The organism is Rhodoferax koreense (genome assembly GCF_001955695.1).
GTDB lineage: Bacteria > Pseudomonadota > Gammaproteobacteria > Burkholderiales > Burkholderiaceae_C > Rhodoferax_B > Rhodoferax_B koreensis.
Map to the genome: position 1 here is coordinate 2,325,633 of NZ_CP019236.1, position 17,037 is coordinate 2,342,669.

Consider the following 17,037-nt stretch of genomic DNA (forward strand, 5'->3'; position numbering starts at 1 on the left):
ATTCATGACCGCACCTACCAATACCTTTGTTTCCACCGCCGCGATCGGGAACAGGGAAGATTTGGCCGATACCATCTACCGAATTTCCCCAACGCAGACCCCCTTGCTGAGCATGGCCAGCAAGACCAAAGCGACGGCCACGTTGCACGAGTGGCAGACCCAGGATCTCGCCGCAGCCGCCAGCAATGCGCAGGCTGAAGGCGACGACGCCGCCGCCAAGGTTGTGACGCCCACCGTCCGTCTGGGCAACCGCACCCAAATCAGCACCAAGACCGTTTTCGTCTCCGGCACGCAGCAAGCAACCCTTTCTGCCGGCCGCAAGGACGAGATGGGCTACCAGATGGCCCTGGCCTCTCTGGAACTGAAGCGCGACATGGAGTTGGGCCTGACCCAGAACAACACCGCGGCTACCTCGCCACGCACCTCGCGCGGCCTGGTGGGCTGGGCCGGTGACAACGTGGACGCTGGTGCCGGCTACGTCGCTCCGAACTACGTCACCAACGTGGCGCAAACCGACGGCACGCAAGCCGCCTTCACCGAAACGCGCATGAAAAACGTGCTGCAGAAGGTCTACACCGCTGGTGGCGACCCCGACACGATCATGTTCGGCCCGCTGGCGAAGCAAACCTTCTCCAGCTTCACCGGCAACTCGACCCGTTTCGACAAGGGCGAGGACAAGAGCCTGACCGCATCGGTGGACGTGTATGTAGGTGACTTCGGCGAGCTCAAGGCTGTGCCGAACCGCTTCCAGCGCGCCCGCGATGTGTGGGTGCTGCAGTCCGACAAGCTGGCGGTGGCCTACCTGCGTCCCTTCACGACCATCGACCTGGCTCCTACCGGCGACTCGATGAAGAAGGAAATCGTGGTCGAGTACTGCCTGGAAAACCGGGCACCCAAGGCCCACGGCGGGATTTTGGACATTCTGTAAGCTCCTGGCCCGGCTAACCACCGGGCCTTTTCTTTCCCTCAACGCTGAGAAGCGCAGGAGCCTTCATGGGCAATCGATTTGACGACAGCATCACGGTCACAAAGACCGGTATTGCCATCACGACCTCCGGCACGTCTGCCGGCGGCGCAATTCCTACCGCATCGAGCGGTGAAATCCCCAGATACATCCGCGTTGCCGCCTCTGCCGCGGCGTGTGTCCGCATCGGTGCTGGCGCGCAGACTGCCGTCGCCACCGACTTGCAAGTTCAACCCGGTGACGCCGTGATCCTTCACGTTCCTTCTGGCGTCACCAACATTGCCGCGATTCAGGTTGCCGGCCCAGGTGTGGTGCAGGTCAGCCCCCTGGAGAACTGCTAATGAGCGGCTTGCAGTCCAGCATCCACGTTCAGGACGGCCGCATGGTCGTCTCCAACACCCAGGATTGCACGCCCATCGCTGAATACGCCAAGTCGCAGCACAACATCGGTGCGCATGGCACCAGCGAGATGAAGCACGCCGCACGCATCCCCATGGTGATGGTCGAAAAGTACATCAACGACAACGGGATCAGCTTCTCCGACTGGTGCAAGGACAAGGCCCACATCAAGCGGATGCTGCAAGACCCGGCGCTGGCGCATTTCCGCATCTGGCCTGGAGCAATCTGATGTCGCTCGCTACCTATTCCGACCTGCTGGCCTCTGTTGCAGCCTGGGCGAACCGTGCCGACCTGGATGCGATCATTCCCGATTTCGTGACCCTGGCCGAAGCGCGGATCAACCGCGACCTTCGCCTGCGCATGCAACTGGTCAGCACGACCTTCAGCACGGTCGGCGGTACGCGCTCGCAAGCGCTTCCTTCCGACTGGCTGGAATTCCAGAACCTCGACGTGTCTGGCGGTGCCTCCTCTGCGCCATTGAACTATGTGCCGCTCGGCTACATGGAAGAGAAGTTTCCCGACAACGGCTCGCTCGGCAAGCCCAGCATCTACACCTTGCAAGCAGGCAACTTCCTGCTCGCACCGACCCCGGACATTGTTTACACGCTCAAGGCGGTGTATTACGCCAAGTTTCCGGCTCTCAGCGTCACGCCGACCAACTGGCTGTTGACCAATCACCCATCGGTCTACCTGAACGCCTGCATGAAGGAATTCAGCCTGTACACGATGAACGACGAGCGCGCCGCACGCTGGGAGGCCATGTACAAGAGCGCCATCAAGGACGTTCAGGACGCTGACGACTCGGCCCTGTCCAGCGGCTCCGCACTGAGGGTGCGCGCAGGATGAACCCCATCGTTGGTTTTGCGCCGGATTCAGACCCTCTGGTGCCGGGGATCTTCCTCGACTGCGCCAATGTGGTGCCTTACGAATCCGGGTTCCAGGGTGCACCGACGCCGGTCGCGGTGGCTGCTGCTGCGCTCGCTGCCGAATGCCGCGGTGCGATTGTTGCGACGAAGCTGGACGGCACGCGCCGGGTGTTCGCCGGAACGCAGACCAAGCTGTACGAGCTCACCGGATCGACCTGGACCGACCGCAGCGCAGGCACTTACACCGGCTCCAGCGAGTCGCGATGGAGCTTCTGTCAGTTCGGTGATACGACGGTGGCCTCCAATCTGACGGACGCCATGCAGTCGTCGGCCTCCGGGGCTTTTACTGCGATTGCCACGGCCCCCAAAGCCAAGATCGTCGTCAGCGCATCGTCCAATTTCGTGATTGCTTTCAACACGAACGACGTGACCTATGGGGCTTCACCGGACCGCTGGTGGTGCTGCGCTCAGAGCGATCAGACCAACTGGACACCCAACGTAGCCAACTCGGCCAACACGGGGCGCCTGGTGGCGATTGAAGGCCCCATTCAGGCCGCCATGACGCTTGGGGATTACGTGGTGGCCTACAAAGCCCGCGGCATCTTCATTGGCTCGTTTGCCGGCGCGCCAGTGGTCTGGCAGTGGAACCTGGTGCCAGGCGGCGAGGCGGGTGCTGTTGGTCAGGATGCGGTCTGCGACATCGGCGGGGCACATTTCATCGTCAGCAACGACAATTTCTGGCTGTTCGATGGCACCCGTCCTCAACCCATCGGCACGGGTGTGGTGCGCAAGTGGTTCCTGGACAACTCCAGCCCGAGCTACCGCAACCGGACCAAAGCCTCCTACGACAAGCAAAACAACCTGGTGCGGGTAAGCTTCCCCTCGCTTGCATCGAGTGGCGCGTGTGACACATGCCTCGTGTACCACGTGGTTGCCAAGAAGTGGGGCCGCGCCGATACGACGCTTGAGGCGCCGCTGAACTACATCTCGCCCGGCGTGACGATTGACGGCCTGGATGCATATGCCAGCACCATCGATACGCTGCCAAACATTCCGGTTGATTCGCAGTACTGGCTGTCTGGCGGGCAGGTTTCGGCGTACTTCAACACGTCGCATCAACTGGTTTCGCTAAACGGCATCACGCAGGCGTCCAGCTTCACGACGGGTGACATGGGCGATGACGACGCCGTGACGATCCTGGACCGGTTCCGGGTCCGCTATGTCAATCGGCCAACAACAGCGATTGCCTCGGGCTCGTTCAAGTTCAACGAGGGTGATGCGCTGGTCGCAGGGCCATCGGGCGCGATCAATGACGGCAAGTTTGACATCCGTCAGACGGGCCGGTTCCATCGCATCCGCGTGGACATGACCGGGCCGCACAAAGAGACGGCCTTCGACGGTAAGCCCAAGGTAACGGGGGCGCGATGAAAGAACTTTCTCTGCGCCCGTATCACGGACGGCTGTTCGTCGCCAAGTCGCGCAAGGAGTACGAGCGCGAGCATGTCAATCTCTTCAAGACGCCGGACATCCTGACTTGCGCCCAGGTTGGCCGCTTCACTGGCGGGGAGGGCAAGGATGGGATGTGGACCTATCTGATATGGGCGGCTGCTACCCCGCAACTGGTGCACGAACTGAGTCACGCCGTTCTGCACGTTTTCGAGCGCTGCGGTATCGATCCTCGGGAGGCGGGCGGGGAGCCGTTCTGCTACATGCTGAGCCAACTGTTGCAGGAGGCCGCATGAGGCTCGAAGAAAACCCGCAGCTTCCAATCGGTGCCACCAGCCCTTACGAGGTGGCGTTGAACCAACTGCTGACCCGCGTCTTCCGTGCGTTTGCTCAGAAGGCCAATCAGATCGCCGATGGTCGTGTTTCGGCCATCGACAACGCGCTTACATCGGCCCCAACCACGGGGCAGTACCAGCGTGGCGATTTTGTCCGCAACAGCGCACCGGTAGAGGCCGGAACCGCGGGCAGTAAATACGTCGTGACAGGCTGGATCTGTGTCGCCGCGGGCTCGCCAGGCACCTTTGTGCAGCACCGCGCCCTGACCGGCAACTGACTTTAAACAACCCCTAACGCTGCGAAGCGCTGGAGAGCACATGGCAAACCCATATCTTGCGACCGAAAACCCCTATCTGACCTCCAGCATTGACAAGGCGCAGGGCGATCTGGTCAGGAACTACAACATGACGGCCCAGCCGGCGTACAACAACGCCATGGTGAAGTCGGGCTCGTTCGGCAATGCCGGCGTGCAGCAACTGAACGAAAACTCTCAGAAGAATCTGCAAAGTTCTCTGGGTGACATCTCGAACACGCTGCGTGGCAACGCCTACAACCAGAACATCCAGAACTACCAGTGGGATCAGAATTTTGATCGCAGCCTGTACAACGACGCCTTCAGCCAGAACAACCAGAACCTGCAAACCGGCATCGGCCTGCTGTCGGCCATGAACGGCTACAACCAGCAGGATCTGAACAACGGGACGACGGTCCAAAACACCCCGCTGAACTACTACGGGCAGTTTTCCCAGAACGCCAACAGCCTGGGGCAGGGCTTCGGCACCACGACCGGCGTGCAAGGCAGCTCGGGCAGTCCAATCACCTCGGCCCTGGGTGGCGCGCAGCTCGGCAACAGCATCTACAACCAGTACAAGAACGGCTCTGGCAACACCGATTGGGTGAGCGGCTCGGGCAACTACGCCCAATACACCAACCCGGACTACGGCCAGTTTTTCTGATGCCAGTTGTTCGGCCGGCCTCCATTGACTTTGAGGCCGCGGTTCAAGGATTGACGCCAGCCTTCGATCTGTCGGAGGTCCACAACGCATGCACCTGGGTTACCAAGTGCCAGCAGGACATGGCCCAGCTGTGGCGCGACGGTAGCCTTTGGGCCGTCACCGAGGTGGTGGAAACCAAGCGCGGCCGCGCCCTGCATTTCGTTGCGATGGCCGGCGATTACGTCGATTCACTACGCATCGAGATCGAGGCCTGGGGCAAGTCCGTTGGCTGCAACAAGGCATTTTTTACCGGTCGCAAAGGGTGGGCGAAGCGCCTCCCGGCTTACCGGATTCGCACAGTGACTCTAGAAAAGGACATTTGACATGCCAGACGCAATCATCGGTCAGGTGGCAGGCGCTGCCGTTGGCGGCCTGCTTGGCGGTGGTGACAGTGGAGGCGGTGCGGGCACGACCACGGCCACCAAGGAACCTTGGGCAGAAGCCGCGCCCTGGATCAAGAGCAACCTCGCCACGGGCCAGGCGCTGCAGAGCCAGTACGCCGCCAATCCGTTCAATCAGCAGCAACTTGCCGCGCTGGGGAATATGGGCAATCAGACTTCCTACATGAACACGCTGATTCCCGACCTTTTGGGGCAGATCAGCGGGCAGCAAACCGGCTTCAACCGCGACAACCCGAGCGCACGGCCTGCCTCGTACAACTTCGGCACGACCGGTAACCAGTCGGGCAATTCCGGCCTGTTGGCCATGCTCGCCCAGCGCCAGCAGACCGCGCCCATGACGACCACGGCAGGCCTGGGCTATGCCATTCCTCAAGCTACGATGGCGATGGAGCAACCAGTCAAGGCGCCAGCAACAGGTCCACAGTACCAAGTGACGGACCCGTTCGCAGCCTTCAACAGCGACGGAGGCCGTTGATATGGCTGGCTTGCTCGACTTCCTCAACAACCCCGACGCCCAGCTTGGCATCAACCTGCTGGCTGCTGGTGGCCCTTCCACCGTGCCGATGAACATCGGCCAGCGTGTGCAGGGCGCTATGCAAGTGGGCCAGGCGCAGAACATGGAGAAGCTGAAGAATGCTCTCCTGCAATCGCAGATCGCCGAAAACACCAGCCAAGATGCCATGCGCCGTCAGCAGTTGGCGATGTCCCAACGGCAAATGGACATCCAGAACCAGTTGCTCGGCATCGGTCAACCAGCGACCACCACGCAGCAGCCTGGAGCGATGCCTGGGGCCAACATCACCAGTAGTGCCGGCACGGCACCAATGCCCGGCCAAAACGTGGCAGGCAGTGGCGGCACTGCGCCCATGCCCGCGCCTTATGCTGGCGCGCAGCAGGGCACGCCAGCGGCCGGCACGCTCGATGCCATGTCCAAGCAATACGGCATCCCCGCCGAAGCGCTGAAATACGACCTCGTTTTCAACGGCGGCAAGGGTATCGCGGCCATGGTGGAGAAGCGCGGCACGCCGGATATGCAGGTGACGAATGGCTATGCCTACGACAAGAACAAACTGCAGCAGGGCTTCATCCCTGGCGTGAACACCGCGGCCAACGGCATGACCTCTGTGACTATGCCAGACGGGCAGGGCGGTGTACGTGTTGGAACCCCCATGGGCGCGCTGGAAACCTACGGTGCTTACCAAGACATCACCAATCGCAGCGGAGCCGCCTACAAAGAAGGCACGCCGACCATTGGACCTGATGGTCGCAAGCGCATCGGCTCGGTCCTGTCCAACGTGCAGCCAGCGACCTCTGACTATCGGGCATCGCTGCAGAACCTGCCTCAGGCTCAAGGCGGCATGACCAGCAGTTTCCAGGGTGCTCCAGAAACGGTTCTGCCGATGATCGCTGCCATCAAAGATCCACAGGAGCGCGCCAACGCCTATGACGCCTACTCGCGGCAGATGACTAACGGCGGCCCGACCGTGGGCGCACCTGGTGGCAATGTGGTGGAGCTGTCGCCGCAGGAACAAAGCCGGAACACCGCTGATTCTGCTTATCAGAGCGGTGTTGCCAAGGATCAGGTCGAGCAGCGCAAGAACATCGTTTCTGCTGGTTTCAGTGCGCCAAGTCGCATTGCGAAGCTGCAGCAGATCGACAAGCTGTTGGGCGACTTTGAAGGCGGCGCGCTCTCTGACAAGGGTGTTCAGTTCGCCAGCGCAATGAACTCGCTCGGCATGAAAGTGGACAAGAACCTCCCGAACAAGGAAGCGGCGCTTGCCATGAGCCGAGAGATTGCCCTTGGCCTGCGCAATCCTGCTGGTGGTGCTGGCATGCCCGGTGCGATGTCGGATGCCGATCGGAATTTTCTTTCCAGCATGACGCCTGATATCGGCCAGACGGCACAAGGCCGCAAGCAAATCATCCAGGCCGGCATCGCGGTCGAAACACGCAATCAGCAAGTCGCCGATTTCGCTCGGAAGTACGAGGCGAAGTATGGGAAGCTCGACAACGGCTTCTATTCTCAACTCGCAAATTGGTCCAGCGCTAACCCGCTGTTTGGCAAATGAGTGGATTCGATCCTGATGTGTTCGGCACACCCAAGGGGGAGGCAACGTCTGCGGGTTTCGATGAGTCCATTTTCTCGACACCGAAAGCTCCAGCCAGCACCCTGGAGCCGAAGGCGAAGGGAACAGGCTCGGCAGTCATGGATACTGGAAATGCCCTGGGGACGGGGTATTTTCGTGGTCTGACGCGCCTAGCCGGCCTACCTGTGGACACCGCGGCCAACGTGCTCGACCTCGGCAAAGCACTTATCGGCACGCCGTATACCGCCATCACTGGCAAGACTCCAGATGCACTGCAGATTCGTCCTCGCGACGAGATTCCAGGCTCCAGCGAATGGCTTCTGAAGCAGGCGCGCAAGTCCGATGCTGGGCGTTTGATGGTCGATCCGGCCAACCCTGACTATGAGGGTGGATACACACAGGCCATCGGCGGCGCCTTGACCGGCGTGATGAAGCCTAACACCGTCCAGCAAGCGGTGAATCAGGGCATCAATTCCGCACTTAGCGCAAGTTCTGGCAAGCTGGTCTATGACTCCACGGGCGACACGGCGTTAGCCATCGCCGCCGGCATGGCCCCAACCGGTATCCAGACATACGGCACGGATTTGGTTCAGCGCGGCGTGCGCGGTGGTGAAGCTGGCCGGCAGAACATGGCGCAGCGCATCCAAGATCTGAAGAATGCGGGCGTTGACAATCCGACGCTTGGCCTTGCCTCGGGTAACAAGCTAATTGGCGGTGTGGAAAATCTGCTCCAAAGCACGCCTGGCGCCCTAACGGTGATGGGCAAAGCTCGGGATGCCGCCATCGCTGGCTTGCAGCAAAAGGCCCAAGAGGCGGCCAACCAAGCATCCAACAACCGCGGCACACTGGAATCTGGCATGTCTATCCAGAGTGGGCTGAACCGTGACTTCAGGGACCAGGGCAAGGCTACGACAAAGCAGCTATACAACAAGCTGGATGAAGTGATCCCAGCACAAACGCCGGTCAATGTGGCCAACACCAAGGCAACGATCCGAGCACTGAATCCCGAGATCGAGGGTGCCCCAAACCTGTCGCCGCTGTTCCAGAATTCGCGCATGCTTGGCATCGGCCGAGCCATTGAGGCCGACACGCAAGGTACGCGTCCGGGCGTCATGCTGGACATTCGTGGTGGTGGTGGTCTGATGAATGCGCCCGTCGCCGTTCCAGTAGCCGCCATCCCTGGTGGATCGTCCACCGACAAGCTGCCATTCACCGCTGTGAAGCAGTTGCGCACCGCCGTGGGGAATGAGATTTCCGACAACACCATCATGAGTGACGTTCCACGCAGCAAGTGGAATCCGCTCTATGGTGCATTGAGTGGCGACATGCGCACCGCCGCAGAACAGACCAGTCCAGCCGCTACCCAGGCCTTCAATCGCGCCAACAACTACAACCGCGCCAACTTGGCCCGGATGGAACGCGTGGCGCCTTTCGCCGATGCAGGAACACCAGAACAAGCCTTCCGCATGTACGCCAAGTCTGCAGAAGACAACTTGTCCACCCTGCAGGCGGTGAAGAAGTCTCTTCCAGAGGGTGCGCGCGGTGATGCCGCTGGAACCGTGATCGAGCGGCTTGGACGGGCTACCAACGGTGTGCAAAACGATGCTGGCACGGCATGGAGCCCTGAAACGTTCCTGACCAACTGGAACCGCATGACACCGGCAACCCGACAAGAGCTTTTTTCGGGCTTCAAGAACTCGGCAGAAGTCAAGTCAGCGGTAGACAGCGTAGCTCGCGCCACCAGCATGATGCGCGACACCTCCAAGATGTGGGCCAACCCGTCCGGTACGGGCGCGAACTCTGCAGCACGCGGGATTTTGGCCACTGTGGCCGGCGGCGGTGCGGCCGCGCTTGGTGGCTTGCTGAATCCTGCCGTGCCACTCAGCGCAGCGGCCGGTATTGGTGGCATCAACATGCTTTCTCGGGCTGTCACGTCGCCTCGCGTGGTCAATGCCATGGCATCGAAGAACTACATCGATCCAGAGCTGGTCAACGCCCAAGTTAACGCCCTGGTCGGCGGCGGACTGCTAAATCAGCGCTAAGAAAAAGACAAAGACCGACACGCCGATGACCAGGATCGGCACGACCAGCCACAGGGCGGCCACGGAGTTTTCGGTACTTTGATCAGGTTTCACTTTTAGTTCCAGACCCGCCACCGAGCGGGTTTTCGCATTTTAGGAGCAACATGGCAGTTCAAACCACCCTCGCCAGCCTTTCGACCAACGCCGCCCTGAACGGCCCGGACGGCGCCTCTGACCCACCCTCGACACTGGACGATGCGATCCGTTACCACGGCGCATTCATCGCCACATTGCGTGACCAGGCCGACGCCATCACCAACCAGACTTGGCAGAACCTCACCGCCAGCCGTGCGATCAACACGACGTACACCAACAGCACAGGCCGGTCCATCATGGTCGCTGCCTCTGCATCTGGCCTGGTTGCGAACAGCACACTTGCCGTGGCCTGGAACATTGCCGGGGTGTCTGGGATCGGGATCAACGTCGCCACTGCGGGATCGACGCCAGCCAACACGACCTTGACCGCTTGCGCACTCATCCCGAACGGTGCCACTTATGTCTTTGCGGTCACGCAGGGCTCGCTCACCTCCTGGTTCGAACTTCGTTGAGGCGCACATGAAATACTTCAAAAACCCCGCGAATGTCGTCTACGCATTCGAAGCCGATGGATCGCAGGACGCCTTCATCGGGCGCGAGTTGAAAGCCATCTCAAAAGCCGAAGCCGATGCGTTGAGCCAGCCGGCCGCAGTTGCCCCGCAGCCTCGCCAATTCACAAGTCTTGAACTACTCGACCTGTTCACCGCTGGCGAGCAGCTTTCGGTTGCAACAGCGGCCATGACCAATCCGCAGGTCAAGCTCTGGTACGACCGATTACTGGCTGCGCAGTACGTGACGATTGCAGACCAGCGCACGCGAGATGGTTTGTCTGCCTTGGTGGCCATGGGCCTACTCACTGCGGAGCGGAAGGCGTCGATTGTTGCAGCAATGGAGGCCACGTGAGATTCCTCCTAACCCTCATCCTCTGCGCGCACCTCCTGACGCCCATCGCTGTATGGGCTCAGTCCACCATGAAAAGCCCGCTCAGCTACAGCCTCTATGAGTACGGCGCCATGCTGGGCATTGCAATGCTCGGCGGCTTGGTGCGGTGGTATCTGGCCATCCGCAAGGGGGATGCGATGACCTACAGCCTTTCCGCCCTGATTGGTGAGCTGTGCGTGAGCGCATTCGTGGGGCTGATCACGTTCTGGATCTGTGAAGCCTTGACCATCCAGCCCTTGTACACCGGCGCGATTGTGGGCGTGTCGGGTCATCTTGGCGCGCGGATGCTGGTGATGGTGGAGCGCGCAGGTAAGCGCCTGGCTGAGAAGCGGCTCGGCATCAGCCTGGAAGAGACAGGTAACGCACCTTTGGGAGAACGCTGATGAATGCAAACCGACAAGCCTTCCTCGACATGCTCAGCGTGTCCGAGGGCACCAGCACCAGCCCAATGACGCAGAACAAAGGTTACGACGTATGAAGTATAATTGCCAATTTACTTATGGAGTTGGCAATGGTATTTCACAAGCATCCTATTTACAGAGCATGGATTGCAATGCGCCAGCGCTGCGAAAACCCAAACAATACCGCGTACAAATTCTATGGCGGCAAGGGAGTAAAAGTTTGTCCGCAATGGGGAACATTCGCGAAATTCCTAGCCGATGTTGGGGAGCCGCCTGCGCCTGGATTCACGCTGGACAGAATCAATCCATCCGGGGACTATGAACCAGGAAATGTTCGGTGGGCCTCACGATTTACTCAGGCAACAAACACGAAGATAAGGGAAGACAACTCATCTGGACTGAAGGGCGTCTCGTGGTTCCATAGGACCAACCGCTGGTTTGTTTTTATAAACCATGAAAAAAAGCGTGTTGCATTGGGATATTACGAAGATTTCTTCGAAGCCTGCTGCGTTAGGAAAAGCGCGGAGCATTTTATATGGTCTGGTCCAAGTCCTCATCTGTATATCGCATCTCTTAAGGATCGGCTAAAGGCCATTCCGAATAAAGGATTGTTTAAAAATGGGCACTCAATTAAGCGTAAATCGAAAAGCGTTCCTTGATATGCTATCGATATCAGAGGGAACATCAACTCACCCAATGAGCCGGAATAATGGTTTTGACGTGATCGTGACCGGGCTTGATGGTCCTGAAATCTTCGATGACTACAGCGACCACCCGTTTGCCAACGGTCGCAAGCCAAAGCAGATCAACAGCAAGGGCCTGTACTCGACCGCTTCCGGCCGCTATCAGTTCATGCTGAAGGACTGGGCGCACTACAAGAAGCAGTTGAACCTGGCCGATTTCGGGCCGGTGTCTCAGGATCTGTGGGCCATTCAGTTGATCCGCGAGCGTGGTGCCCTGCCGCTGATCGATGCTGGCTCGTTCGATCAAGCCGTGGCGGCCGTGCGCAACCTGTGGGCATCTCTGCCAGGGGCCGGGTATGGCCAGCCCGAGAGGTCCATGCAAGCGCTACGTGCGGCGTATCTGATGGCCGGGGGCGAAGTGCTGTGATCGCCTGGCTGTCGCCCAAGACCTGGATTGCCCTAGGTCTGGCTGCGTTCCTCATCTTCACCCACGCCTTCATCTATCGCGCCGGCAAAGCATCTGTCCGCGCCGATTGGGACAGATCCACCATCGCCCAGCAGCAAGCCGCGGCTTCGGCCGAATCCGAAAACCGCCGTCTTGAAACCCTTCGTCAATCCCGAGTAATAGAGGCACAAAATGCAGCTACAAAACGCACGCAAGCCTTTCAGGCTGCTTATCTTGCTGTTGACGCTGAGCGCCGCAGGTTGCTCGACCTTGCCAGCGCCCCCACTGCCTCAAACGTGCCCGGCCAACCCGAAGCCGCCGGAGATCGGGCTACAGCTTCCATCCGTTCCGTACTCGGAGCGTGTACGGCTGAAGTTCAAGAGCTGGGCCGAGCAGCTGACCAGCACGCCAGCGATGTAAAGATGCTGCTTGAGGCTTGGCCAAGATGAGCGACATCACCTACCGCATCGTGCACCGCCGCGACACCGTGCTGGTGTTTGAGCGCGGCCCGGACAAGCGCCCCACGTCATCGCTGCAGGTCGCGCGCATGGGCGACAACGGCATGATCGACAGCCTGATGGGCGCAGGCTTCTACAAGCTGATGGAGACAGTTGGGCTCAAGCCCTTCCACGAAATGGGCGTGTCCCACGTCTACGCGGCAATGACAGACATCCACCTCGACATGCTGCGTGAGCGAATGCCGCTCGTTAAGGCAACTTGGTTGCGCCCAACAGTGGTTGACGGCATACCCATGAATTGGGTGGAGATAACGGCCTCGGGCGAGGAAGGCGCGCATTTCACAGAGTCGAACTTTGCCGTCCTCTAGGCTCGACTTATCGGGGACGAAGATTTAGAATCTAGGCCTCGGCCAGCTGGTCTGACACCTCGGAAAGACGAGGGCTATCAAGTTAGGCTTTAGTTCAGAACTGGAGAACACCGCGAGCCGTAAGGCAGTGCGGAGGGGCCGTTGCATTTGCCGTGCTCGGAGGCCTAACTTGATGGTGAATGCGCAATTGCTGATGCGCGAGCGATAGAACCGCTATCTCTATCCGTGTAGCGGGAGTTTGTGATGGGCGCCGGGGCAATCCTTAGAGGCGACGCACACAAGCAGGAAATTCAGCACCTGCCACCATCACCCCAATCCAAGGCAGATAGCCCCATCTTCACCGGCAGTGGGTGGGATTGGCGCCATTGGCGCACGGAGGATGGGTTGATGCTGGCCGGTGCTGATCTCCGGCTTACTACACCCTGCGATCTCTCGCGCTTCGTCTCGCATCCGGGCCTGGTGCATGAACCCGTCACTTGCTCTAGGCGCATCAGCCTGCGCATTCACCATCATTGAAGCGCCCCGGTCGTGAGCCGGGCGAGGTATCCGTTTCGGGTAGAGCTCGTTGCACATCCTACGCGGTCCGCTTGTACTTCGCTCGCCGCGCCGACGCTTCAATGATGGCCCTGCCCTCGCAGGGTCCATGAAATCCTATCCCCCTGCCTCGATGCGGGCAAAGACGGCATCCAGTTCGGCCGGCGTGGTAGCGACGAAATATCGCTGCTCTACCAATTCCGCGAATTTGGTTAACTCCGCCAGCATGTTTCCCGTCGCCCTGGACTGCACCACGTCGTAGGCGCCCTCAATGCCGGCATAGTCGATCTTGCCCGTCAGGAAGCCGGCCTTACGTGCAGTCTCAATGATCTCGTCTTTCGTCATGTCGGCTCTTCCAGGTAGGTGGGTGGGAAGTTAGAGCGTCTGGCTCTCAATGTCGAAAGGCGTGCCGTCCACGTCATCGCATATCCAGACCTCTTCGTCGTTCAGCGACGGCTCCCAGGATGCCGTGGCCCGGCCCGCCGCGATTTTGATGGCGGCCTCAAGGGTGTCGGCCTCCACGACCGTGCGGGCGCTGATGGTCACTTTTGCCTCAAGGTGGAATTTCATTTTGTTTCTCGATCTGCTCAGACAGTGGGTGGGATTGCGGCCATGCGGCCACGAATGGCATCGATGCGGCGCAGCAATTTTCGGACGCCTTGCTGGTTGCGCTTGACGTGATCGGCCTGATGGCCTCGGAGCCAGCTGCATTTGTCCACGTCGCCGATAAATGCGCTTTCAAGCGTGGCCACCAGATAAAAGGCTGTGTAGGGGGCGTGCGTTCCGCGCAGGTTGATCCGATGTCGCTCGAAGTGCTCAAGCTCGGACGAAACGCCGTGTTCGGTGAGCCCAACGTGAAGCGGCTCACCGCAGCCCGAACATACGCCCGACGTATCCGACTCCGAACCCCAGCCGCCGTCCACGAGGTATTCACCGTCCGGGTTTTCCGCATTCAAACGGTCCACCTCCTTTTGACAGCACGCGCGGCAGTAATCCTCGCCTTGCTCGGGGTCAGCGTTCCGAGCGGCAATCCAGTGCGCATGATCTGCCTTCTTTTCGGCGGGCAACGCAATGGGGCGCAGGAACTCCAGGCAGCGCTGCATCTTGGTGTCGATATCAGTTGTCATGGGCTTCTCGGGCAGTGGGTGGGAATCACTCGAAACGGAGCCCGTCTTCGATGGCCTTGGCGAACTGCTCGAAGGCACGCATCCGGCCGTATTCGACCGCCCGGCGCACGTCCTCATCGGACATCCGGTTCTTTGGCTTGAGCTGTGACGTCCCATTGCCCATGTCGAATTGTTGGTCTGCTGCGATGCGGTCTGCTCGCGCATACAGGGCTTTCAACGCGGCGGCCTTGGAAAATCTTTGGTTGTTCATTTTGATGTACCCGGCAAGGGGGTTGCATTCTTCACGCGGTCGGCAAGACTGCGCAACCGGTCGATCTCGCGGGACAGCGCCATTTCGACGCTGCCGAAGTGCTTCGGATCATTGCGGTACGCATCGGCGAAGCCCGCAATCTCATTGGACCGGCGAGTCAGGATGTTGGCCACCTCAAAGCGGTCGGACTCGCTCAGGCTGTTTTCGTCATTGTTCATGTGGATGTGCGTCGGGCAGGGATGGGGTCGGCCTGTGTGGTGGTGGGAATTGGCGGCAGTGGCATCCAATGAGTTGGCGCATCGAGACCGTGGGTTCCACCGGTTACCGCACTGGCGAACTTGTCCCAAGCGCTGGCGTACCACGCCTCAACAATCATCCGGTTGCAGTACACCAGCATCGAGCGGCCATCCTTCGGCGCCGTCTCGATCGGTTGCCAAGCCTGGGAGAGACGCTCTTCACGCATCTCGCGCACGCAATCAGGACATCCCCATGCTCCCTGCTTCGCAGGCCCGTGCGTCGGGCATTTCTGCCACCAAGGCGCGCTCATTTAAGCCGCCAGTTCAAACATCGGCACTTCGCGGAAGCCGGGGAACATCGCGTGGTGCTCGGTCATCAGGCCCAGCTTGACAGCGCGGCGGGCGGTGAACTTTTGCGATTCCGTCATCGCCAGGCCGTTGAGGCGACCGTTGTTGGCGGCAGTTGCGGAGAGGATCACGGCGGCGATCTTGTTGCCGTACTTGGATTCCACTGCTGCGATGTTGACTGAGATCATTTTGTTCTTCCCGGTGCGTTGTCGATGTATTTATTGTGCCACCATAAATAGAGATTGCAAGCTATTTTTGATGCCACAACAAATATATTTTCAGTGGCACTACAATTGCCGCATGACCGATGAAGAAAAACGCGCCCGTGGGCGCCCCCCGCTCGAAGAACCGTTGGAGCGGCGCGCCATGTTCCTGCCGAAAAGTGTGTGGGCGAAGATCGATTCGCTCGGCAAGAAAGAAGGGCTGAAGTGGGCACGCGAAGTGCTGGCCAAGGCCAAGCTGCCGAAGACCCCCTAGCCGCAGCTTCCGGCAAAGGGGATGCGATCCAGTTCAAAACTACCGCGTAAGTAGTTGATTTCAAATGACCGGTAACGCGCTCGTTTGGTTGTATTTCCAGCGGTGGAATTGCTGGAAAACCAATGTCAATCAATGACTTGGGCGTGAATCGAGGTGTCTGCGAATGATCCAGCAGACGGCTATAGCCTGGCGGCGATCTGTTCTGCGGTTTCACGGTAATACGATTCCATCAGTATTTTCAAGTTCTTGTGCCTGCTGATTCTGGCCAGCGTCATCACATCCATTCGACGGGACAACATCGTCAGCGCGGTGGCGCGGCTGTCGTGGAACGTCAAGCCATCGATCAGCAACTGGTCGGTCAAGTCTGAGAACAGTGCGCTGGCGATGTCTGGCCGCACGGTGAACGGCTGGTACTTTGCAAACAAGGCCGCGCCTTTCCGCGCGAGGGGTACTTTGATGGGCGGTGATGCTTTTCCGCTGTTCTTGTCGCGCTCCAGAATTGCCACCTTCCCGACCACCCGCGCCGCAAGGATCTCGTTCAAACGCATGCCGGTGTGCAGGGCGATATGGAACGCGCGAATGGTTTGCAGCGTGTTTCCATCGCGCTGGGCGCGAAGAACGCGCTTGATCAGTCTCCACGTCCAGACTTGATGCCGCGGCGGTAGGTGCTCGGGCATTCTCACCCCCTTGCATGGGTTTGAAGTCAGAACCTTCCATTCCTCCACTGCCACACGAAATAGGCATCGCATTACCGTGAACTGCCGGATGACCGTTGACCCGCTTACGTCTTTCAGGCGCGTGTCCCGCCACTCACCCAGCATCTGGCTTGTGATAGAGGCGAGGGGCGTCTCTGCACCAAAATAGACCGCCATCTCATCCAGGCGACGGCGCTCCCAGTCTGCGGCGCTTGCTGCTTTCTCTTGCACCACCGTGGCAAGATATTTGGTTGATGCCTGCTCCCAGGTCATGCCGCCTGAGCCCTTCAACGAATCCAGAGATGCCTCTGTATCCATGGCCCACTTCTGCGCCTCGCGCTTGGTGTCAAAGACTTTGCTGGATCGACTTCCGTGCTTTTGCACCTCGGCGCGCCAGCCGGTTGAGAGTTTTCGTATGTAGGCCATGGGTTGTTGTGCGGGATCGCATGCGGGATTGATGCG

The 17,037-nt window shown here is 59.7% G+C and carries 27 protein-coding genes; 20 read left to right on the top strand and 7 right to left on the bottom strand.

The features are described from left to right. The first annotated feature begins 4 nt into the window (after positions 1 to 4). From RD110_RS10980 to RD110_RS11060, 19 genes are all read left to right on the top strand, one after another. Positions 5 to 928 carry a DUF5309 domain-containing protein gene (locus RD110_RS10980; RefSeq protein ID WP_076199385.1) on the top strand — a complete coding sequence of 308 codons (924 nt, stop codon included), beginning with the start codon at positions 5 to 7 and terminating at the stop codon, positions 926 to 928. Positions 929 to 993: 65 nt separating this feature from the next. Further along, positions 994 to 1,305 (top strand): hypothetical protein, encoded by a 312-nt coding sequence (locus RD110_RS10985; RefSeq protein WP_076199387.1) that lies wholly within the window; start codon positions 994 to 996, stop codon positions 1,303 to 1,305. Continuing rightward, a complete protein-coding gene (locus RD110_RS10990; protein WP_076199389.1) occupies positions 1,305 to 1,592 on the top strand; it encodes a hypothetical protein in 288 nt (95 codons plus the stop codon). Before RD110_RS10985 ends, RD110_RS10990 begins: the two co-directional genes overlap by 1 nt. Beyond that, complete coding sequence (locus RD110_RS10995) at positions 1,592 to 2,209, top strand: phage adaptor protein (RefSeq protein WP_076199391.1); 618 nt, start codon at positions 1,592 to 1,594, stop codon at positions 2,207 to 2,209. The genes RD110_RS10990 and RD110_RS10995 overlap by 1 nt, the downstream gene beginning before the upstream one ends. Then, positions 2,206 to 3,657 carry a hypothetical protein gene (locus RD110_RS11000; protein WP_157900152.1) on the top strand — a complete coding sequence of 484 codons (1,452 nt, stop codon included), beginning with the start codon at positions 2,206 to 2,208 and terminating at the stop codon, positions 3,655 to 3,657. The genes RD110_RS10995 and RD110_RS11000 overlap by 4 nt, the downstream gene beginning before the upstream one ends. Further along, a complete protein-coding gene (locus tag RD110_RS11005) occupies positions 3,654 to 3,971 on the top strand; it encodes a hypothetical protein (RefSeq protein WP_076199395.1) in 318 nt (105 codons plus the stop codon). The genes RD110_RS11000 and RD110_RS11005 overlap by 4 nt, the downstream gene beginning before the upstream one ends. Next, a complete protein-coding gene (locus RD110_RS11010) occupies positions 3,968 to 4,288 on the top strand; it encodes a hypothetical protein (protein ID WP_076199397.1) in 321 nt (106 codons plus the stop codon). Before RD110_RS11005 ends, RD110_RS11010 begins: the two co-directional genes overlap by 4 nt. Before the next feature lie 40 nt (positions 4,289 to 4,328). Continuing rightward, positions 4,329 to 4,967 (top strand): hypothetical protein, encoded by a 639-nt coding sequence (locus RD110_RS11015; RefSeq protein WP_076199399.1) that lies wholly within the window; start codon positions 4,329 to 4,331, stop codon positions 4,965 to 4,967. Beyond that, on the top strand, positions 4,967 to 5,329 hold the full coding sequence (locus RD110_RS11020; protein WP_076199401.1) for a hypothetical protein: 363 nt from the start codon (positions 4,967 to 4,969) through the stop codon (positions 5,327 to 5,329). Before RD110_RS11015 ends, RD110_RS11020 begins: the two co-directional genes overlap by 1 nt. Position 5,330: 1 nt before the next feature. Further along, a complete protein-coding gene (locus RD110_RS11025) occupies positions 5,331 to 5,882 on the top strand; it encodes a hypothetical protein (RefSeq protein WP_076199403.1) in 552 nt (183 codons plus the stop codon). A gap of 1 nt (position 5,883) precedes the next feature. Then, entirely contained in the window at positions 5,884 to 7,476 is a 1,593-nt protein-coding gene (locus tag RD110_RS11030; RefSeq protein WP_076199405.1) for a hypothetical protein, read from the top strand. Next, a complete protein-coding gene (locus RD110_RS11035; RefSeq protein WP_157900153.1) occupies positions 7,473 to 9,536 on the top strand; it encodes a hypothetical protein in 2,064 nt (687 codons plus the stop codon). Before RD110_RS11030 ends, RD110_RS11035 begins: the two co-directional genes overlap by 4 nt. A 143-nt stretch (positions 9,537 to 9,679) precedes the next feature. Continuing rightward, positions 9,680 to 10,123 carry a hypothetical protein gene (locus RD110_RS11040; protein ID WP_076199409.1) on the top strand — a complete coding sequence of 148 codons (444 nt, stop codon included), beginning with the start codon at positions 9,680 to 9,682 and terminating at the stop codon, positions 10,121 to 10,123. Positions 10,124 to 10,130: 7 nt separating this feature from the next. After that, positions 10,131 to 10,514 carry a hypothetical protein gene (locus RD110_RS11045; protein ID WP_076199411.1) on the top strand — a complete coding sequence of 128 codons (384 nt, stop codon included), beginning with the start codon at positions 10,131 to 10,133 and terminating at the stop codon, positions 10,512 to 10,514. A gap of 68 nt (positions 10,515 to 10,582) precedes the next feature. Further along, the gene (locus RD110_RS11050; RefSeq protein ID WP_239467216.1) at positions 10,583 to 10,936 is read left to right on the top strand and encodes a phage holin family protein; all 354 of its coding nucleotides are present in this window, start codon (positions 10,583 to 10,585) and stop codon (positions 10,934 to 10,936) included. 128 nt (positions 10,937 to 11,064) lie between these two features. Then, entirely contained in the window at positions 11,065 to 11,613 is a 549-nt protein-coding gene (locus RD110_RS27945; RefSeq protein ID WP_157900154.1) for a hypothetical protein, read from the top strand. Between the two features lie 37 nt (positions 11,614 to 11,650). After that, the gene (locus RD110_RS11055; protein ID WP_394329447.1) at positions 11,651 to 12,064 is read left to right on the top strand and encodes a glycoside hydrolase family 24 protein; all 414 of its coding nucleotides are present in this window, start codon (positions 11,651 to 11,653) and stop codon (positions 12,062 to 12,064) included. Continuing rightward, a complete protein-coding gene (locus tag RD110_RS27950) occupies positions 12,061 to 12,531 on the top strand; it encodes a hypothetical protein (RefSeq protein ID WP_157900155.1) in 471 nt (156 codons plus the stop codon). Before RD110_RS11055 ends, RD110_RS27950 begins: the two co-directional genes overlap by 4 nt. Beyond that, on the top strand, positions 12,528 to 12,908 hold the full coding sequence (locus RD110_RS11060; RefSeq protein ID WP_157900156.1) for a hypothetical protein: 381 nt from the start codon (positions 12,528 to 12,530) through the stop codon (positions 12,906 to 12,908). The genes RD110_RS27950 and RD110_RS11060 overlap by 4 nt, the downstream gene beginning before the upstream one ends. Before the next feature lie 651 nt (positions 12,909 to 13,559). On the opposite strand, the gene RD110_RS11065 is transcribed toward RD110_RS11060, so the two are convergent. From RD110_RS11065 to RD110_RS11090, 6 genes are all read right to left on the bottom strand, one after another. Further along, positions 13,560 to 13,787 carry a hypothetical protein gene (locus RD110_RS11065; protein ID WP_076199419.1) on the bottom strand — a complete coding sequence of 76 codons (228 nt, stop codon included), beginning with the start codon at positions 13,785 to 13,787 and terminating at the stop codon, positions 13,560 to 13,562. A 30-nt stretch (positions 13,788 to 13,817) separates the two neighbouring features. Further along, positions 13,818 to 14,012: a hypothetical protein gene (locus tag RD110_RS11070; RefSeq protein ID WP_076199421.1), complete on the bottom strand. Its 195-nt coding sequence runs from the start codon at positions 14,010 to 14,012 to the stop codon at positions 13,818 to 13,820. A gap of 17 nt (positions 14,013 to 14,029) precedes the next feature. Continuing rightward, complete coding sequence (locus RD110_RS11075; RefSeq protein ID WP_076199423.1) at positions 14,030 to 14,569, bottom strand: hypothetical protein; 540 nt, start codon at positions 14,567 to 14,569, stop codon at positions 14,030 to 14,032. Between the two features lie 25 nt (positions 14,570 to 14,594). Further along, complete coding sequence (locus tag RD110_RS11080; RefSeq protein WP_239467217.1) at positions 14,595 to 14,786, bottom strand: hypothetical protein; 192 nt, start codon at positions 14,784 to 14,786, stop codon at positions 14,595 to 14,597. 29 nt (positions 14,787 to 14,815) lie between these two features. Beyond that, complete coding sequence (locus RD110_RS11085; protein WP_076199427.1) at positions 14,816 to 15,037, bottom strand: hypothetical protein; 222 nt, start codon at positions 15,035 to 15,037, stop codon at positions 14,816 to 14,818. A gap of 329 nt (positions 15,038 to 15,366) precedes the next feature. Further along, entirely contained in the window at positions 15,367 to 15,591 is a 225-nt protein-coding gene (locus tag RD110_RS11090; protein WP_076199429.1) for a hypothetical protein, read from the bottom strand. Positions 15,592 to 15,703: 112 nt separating this feature from the next. Between RD110_RS11090 and RD110_RS27955 the strand changes: the two genes are divergently transcribed. After that, positions 15,704 to 15,880 (top strand): hypothetical protein, encoded by a 177-nt coding sequence (locus tag RD110_RS27955; protein ID WP_157900157.1) that lies wholly within the window; start codon positions 15,704 to 15,706, stop codon positions 15,878 to 15,880. A 179-nt stretch (positions 15,881 to 16,059) separates the two neighbouring features. On the opposite strand, the gene RD110_RS11095 is transcribed toward RD110_RS27955, so the two are convergent. Next, on the bottom strand, positions 16,060 to 17,001 hold the full coding sequence (locus tag RD110_RS11095; RefSeq protein WP_076199431.1) for a tyrosine-type recombinase/integrase: 942 nt from the start codon (positions 16,999 to 17,001) through the stop codon (positions 16,060 to 16,062). Positions 17,002 to 17,037 lie beyond the last annotated feature (36 nt).

Excerpts from the sequence above, each read along its gene's own strand:
- RD110_RS10980 (WP_076199385.1), top strand. The coding sequence starts at position 5 with ATGACCGCACCTACCAATACCTTTGTTTCCACCGCCGCGATCGGGAAC.
- RD110_RS10985 (WP_076199387.1), top strand. The coding sequence starts at position 994 with ATGGGCAATCGATTTGACGACAGCATCACGGTCACAAAGACCGGTATT.
- RD110_RS10990 (WP_076199389.1), top strand. The coding sequence starts at position 1,305 with ATGAGCGGCTTGCAGTCCAGCATCCACGTTCAGGACGGCCGCATGGTC.
- RD110_RS10995 (WP_076199391.1), top strand. The coding sequence starts at position 1,592 with ATGTCGCTCGCTACCTATTCCGACCTGCTGGCCTCTGTTGCAGCCTGG.
- RD110_RS11000 (WP_157900152.1), top strand. The coding sequence starts at position 2,206 with ATGAACCCCATCGTTGGTTTTGCGCCGGATTCAGACCCTCTGGTGCCG.
- RD110_RS11005 (WP_076199395.1), top strand. The coding sequence starts at position 3,654 with ATGAAAGAACTTTCTCTGCGCCCGTATCACGGACGGCTGTTCGTCGCC.
- RD110_RS11010 (WP_076199397.1), top strand. The coding sequence starts at position 3,968 with ATGAGGCTCGAAGAAAACCCGCAGCTTCCAATCGGTGCCACCAGCCCT.
- RD110_RS11015 (WP_076199399.1), top strand. The coding sequence starts at position 4,329 with ATGGCAAACCCATATCTTGCGACCGAAAACCCCTATCTGACCTCCAGC.
- RD110_RS11020 (WP_076199401.1), top strand. The coding sequence starts at position 4,967 with ATGCCAGTTGTTCGGCCGGCCTCCATTGACTTTGAGGCCGCGGTTCAA.
- RD110_RS11025 (WP_076199403.1), top strand. The coding sequence starts at position 5,331 with ATGCCAGACGCAATCATCGGTCAGGTGGCAGGCGCTGCCGTTGGCGGC.
- RD110_RS11030 (WP_076199405.1), top strand. The coding sequence starts at position 5,884 with ATGGCTGGCTTGCTCGACTTCCTCAACAACCCCGACGCCCAGCTTGGC.
- RD110_RS11035 (WP_157900153.1), top strand. The coding sequence starts at position 7,473 with ATGAGTGGATTCGATCCTGATGTGTTCGGCACACCCAAGGGGGAGGCA.
- RD110_RS11040 (WP_076199409.1), top strand. The coding sequence starts at position 9,680 with ATGGCAGTTCAAACCACCCTCGCCAGCCTTTCGACCAACGCCGCCCTG.
- RD110_RS11045 (WP_076199411.1), top strand. The coding sequence starts at position 10,131 with ATGAAATACTTCAAAAACCCCGCGAATGTCGTCTACGCATTCGAAGCC.
- RD110_RS11050 (WP_239467216.1), top strand. The coding sequence starts at position 10,583 with ATGAAAAGCCCGCTCAGCTACAGCCTCTATGAGTACGGCGCCATGCTG.
- RD110_RS27945 (WP_157900154.1), top strand. The coding sequence starts at position 11,065 with ATGGTATTTCACAAGCATCCTATTTACAGAGCATGGATTGCAATGCGC.
- RD110_RS11055 (WP_394329447.1), top strand. The coding sequence starts at position 11,651 with ATGAGCCGGAATAATGGTTTTGACGTGATCGTGACCGGGCTTGATGGT.
- RD110_RS11060 (WP_157900156.1), top strand. The coding sequence starts at position 12,528 with ATGAGCGACATCACCTACCGCATCGTGCACCGCCGCGACACCGTGCTG.
- RD110_RS11065 (WP_076199419.1), bottom strand. The coding sequence starts at position 13,787 with ATGACGAAAGACGAGATCATTGAGACTGCACGTAAGGCCGGCTTCCTG.
- RD110_RS11070 (WP_076199421.1), bottom strand. The coding sequence starts at position 14,012 with ATGAAATTCCACCTTGAGGCAAAAGTGACCATCAGCGCCCGCACGGTC.
- RD110_RS11075 (WP_076199423.1), bottom strand. The coding sequence starts at position 14,569 with ATGACAACTGATATCGACACCAAGATGCAGCGCTGCCTGGAGTTCCTG.
- RD110_RS11085 (WP_076199427.1), bottom strand. The coding sequence starts at position 15,037 with ATGAACAATGACGAAAACAGCCTGAGCGAGTCCGACCGCTTTGAGGTG.
- RD110_RS11090 (WP_076199429.1), bottom strand. The coding sequence starts at position 15,591 with ATGATCTCAGTCAACATCGCAGCAGTGGAATCCAAGTACGGCAACAAG.
- RD110_RS27955 (WP_157900157.1), top strand. The coding sequence starts at position 15,704 with ATGACCGATGAAGAAAAACGCGCCCGTGGGCGCCCCCCGCTCGAAGAA.
- RD110_RS11095 (WP_076199431.1), bottom strand. The coding sequence starts at position 17,001 with ATGGCCTACATACGAAAACTCTCAACCGGCTGGCGCGCCGAGGTGCAA.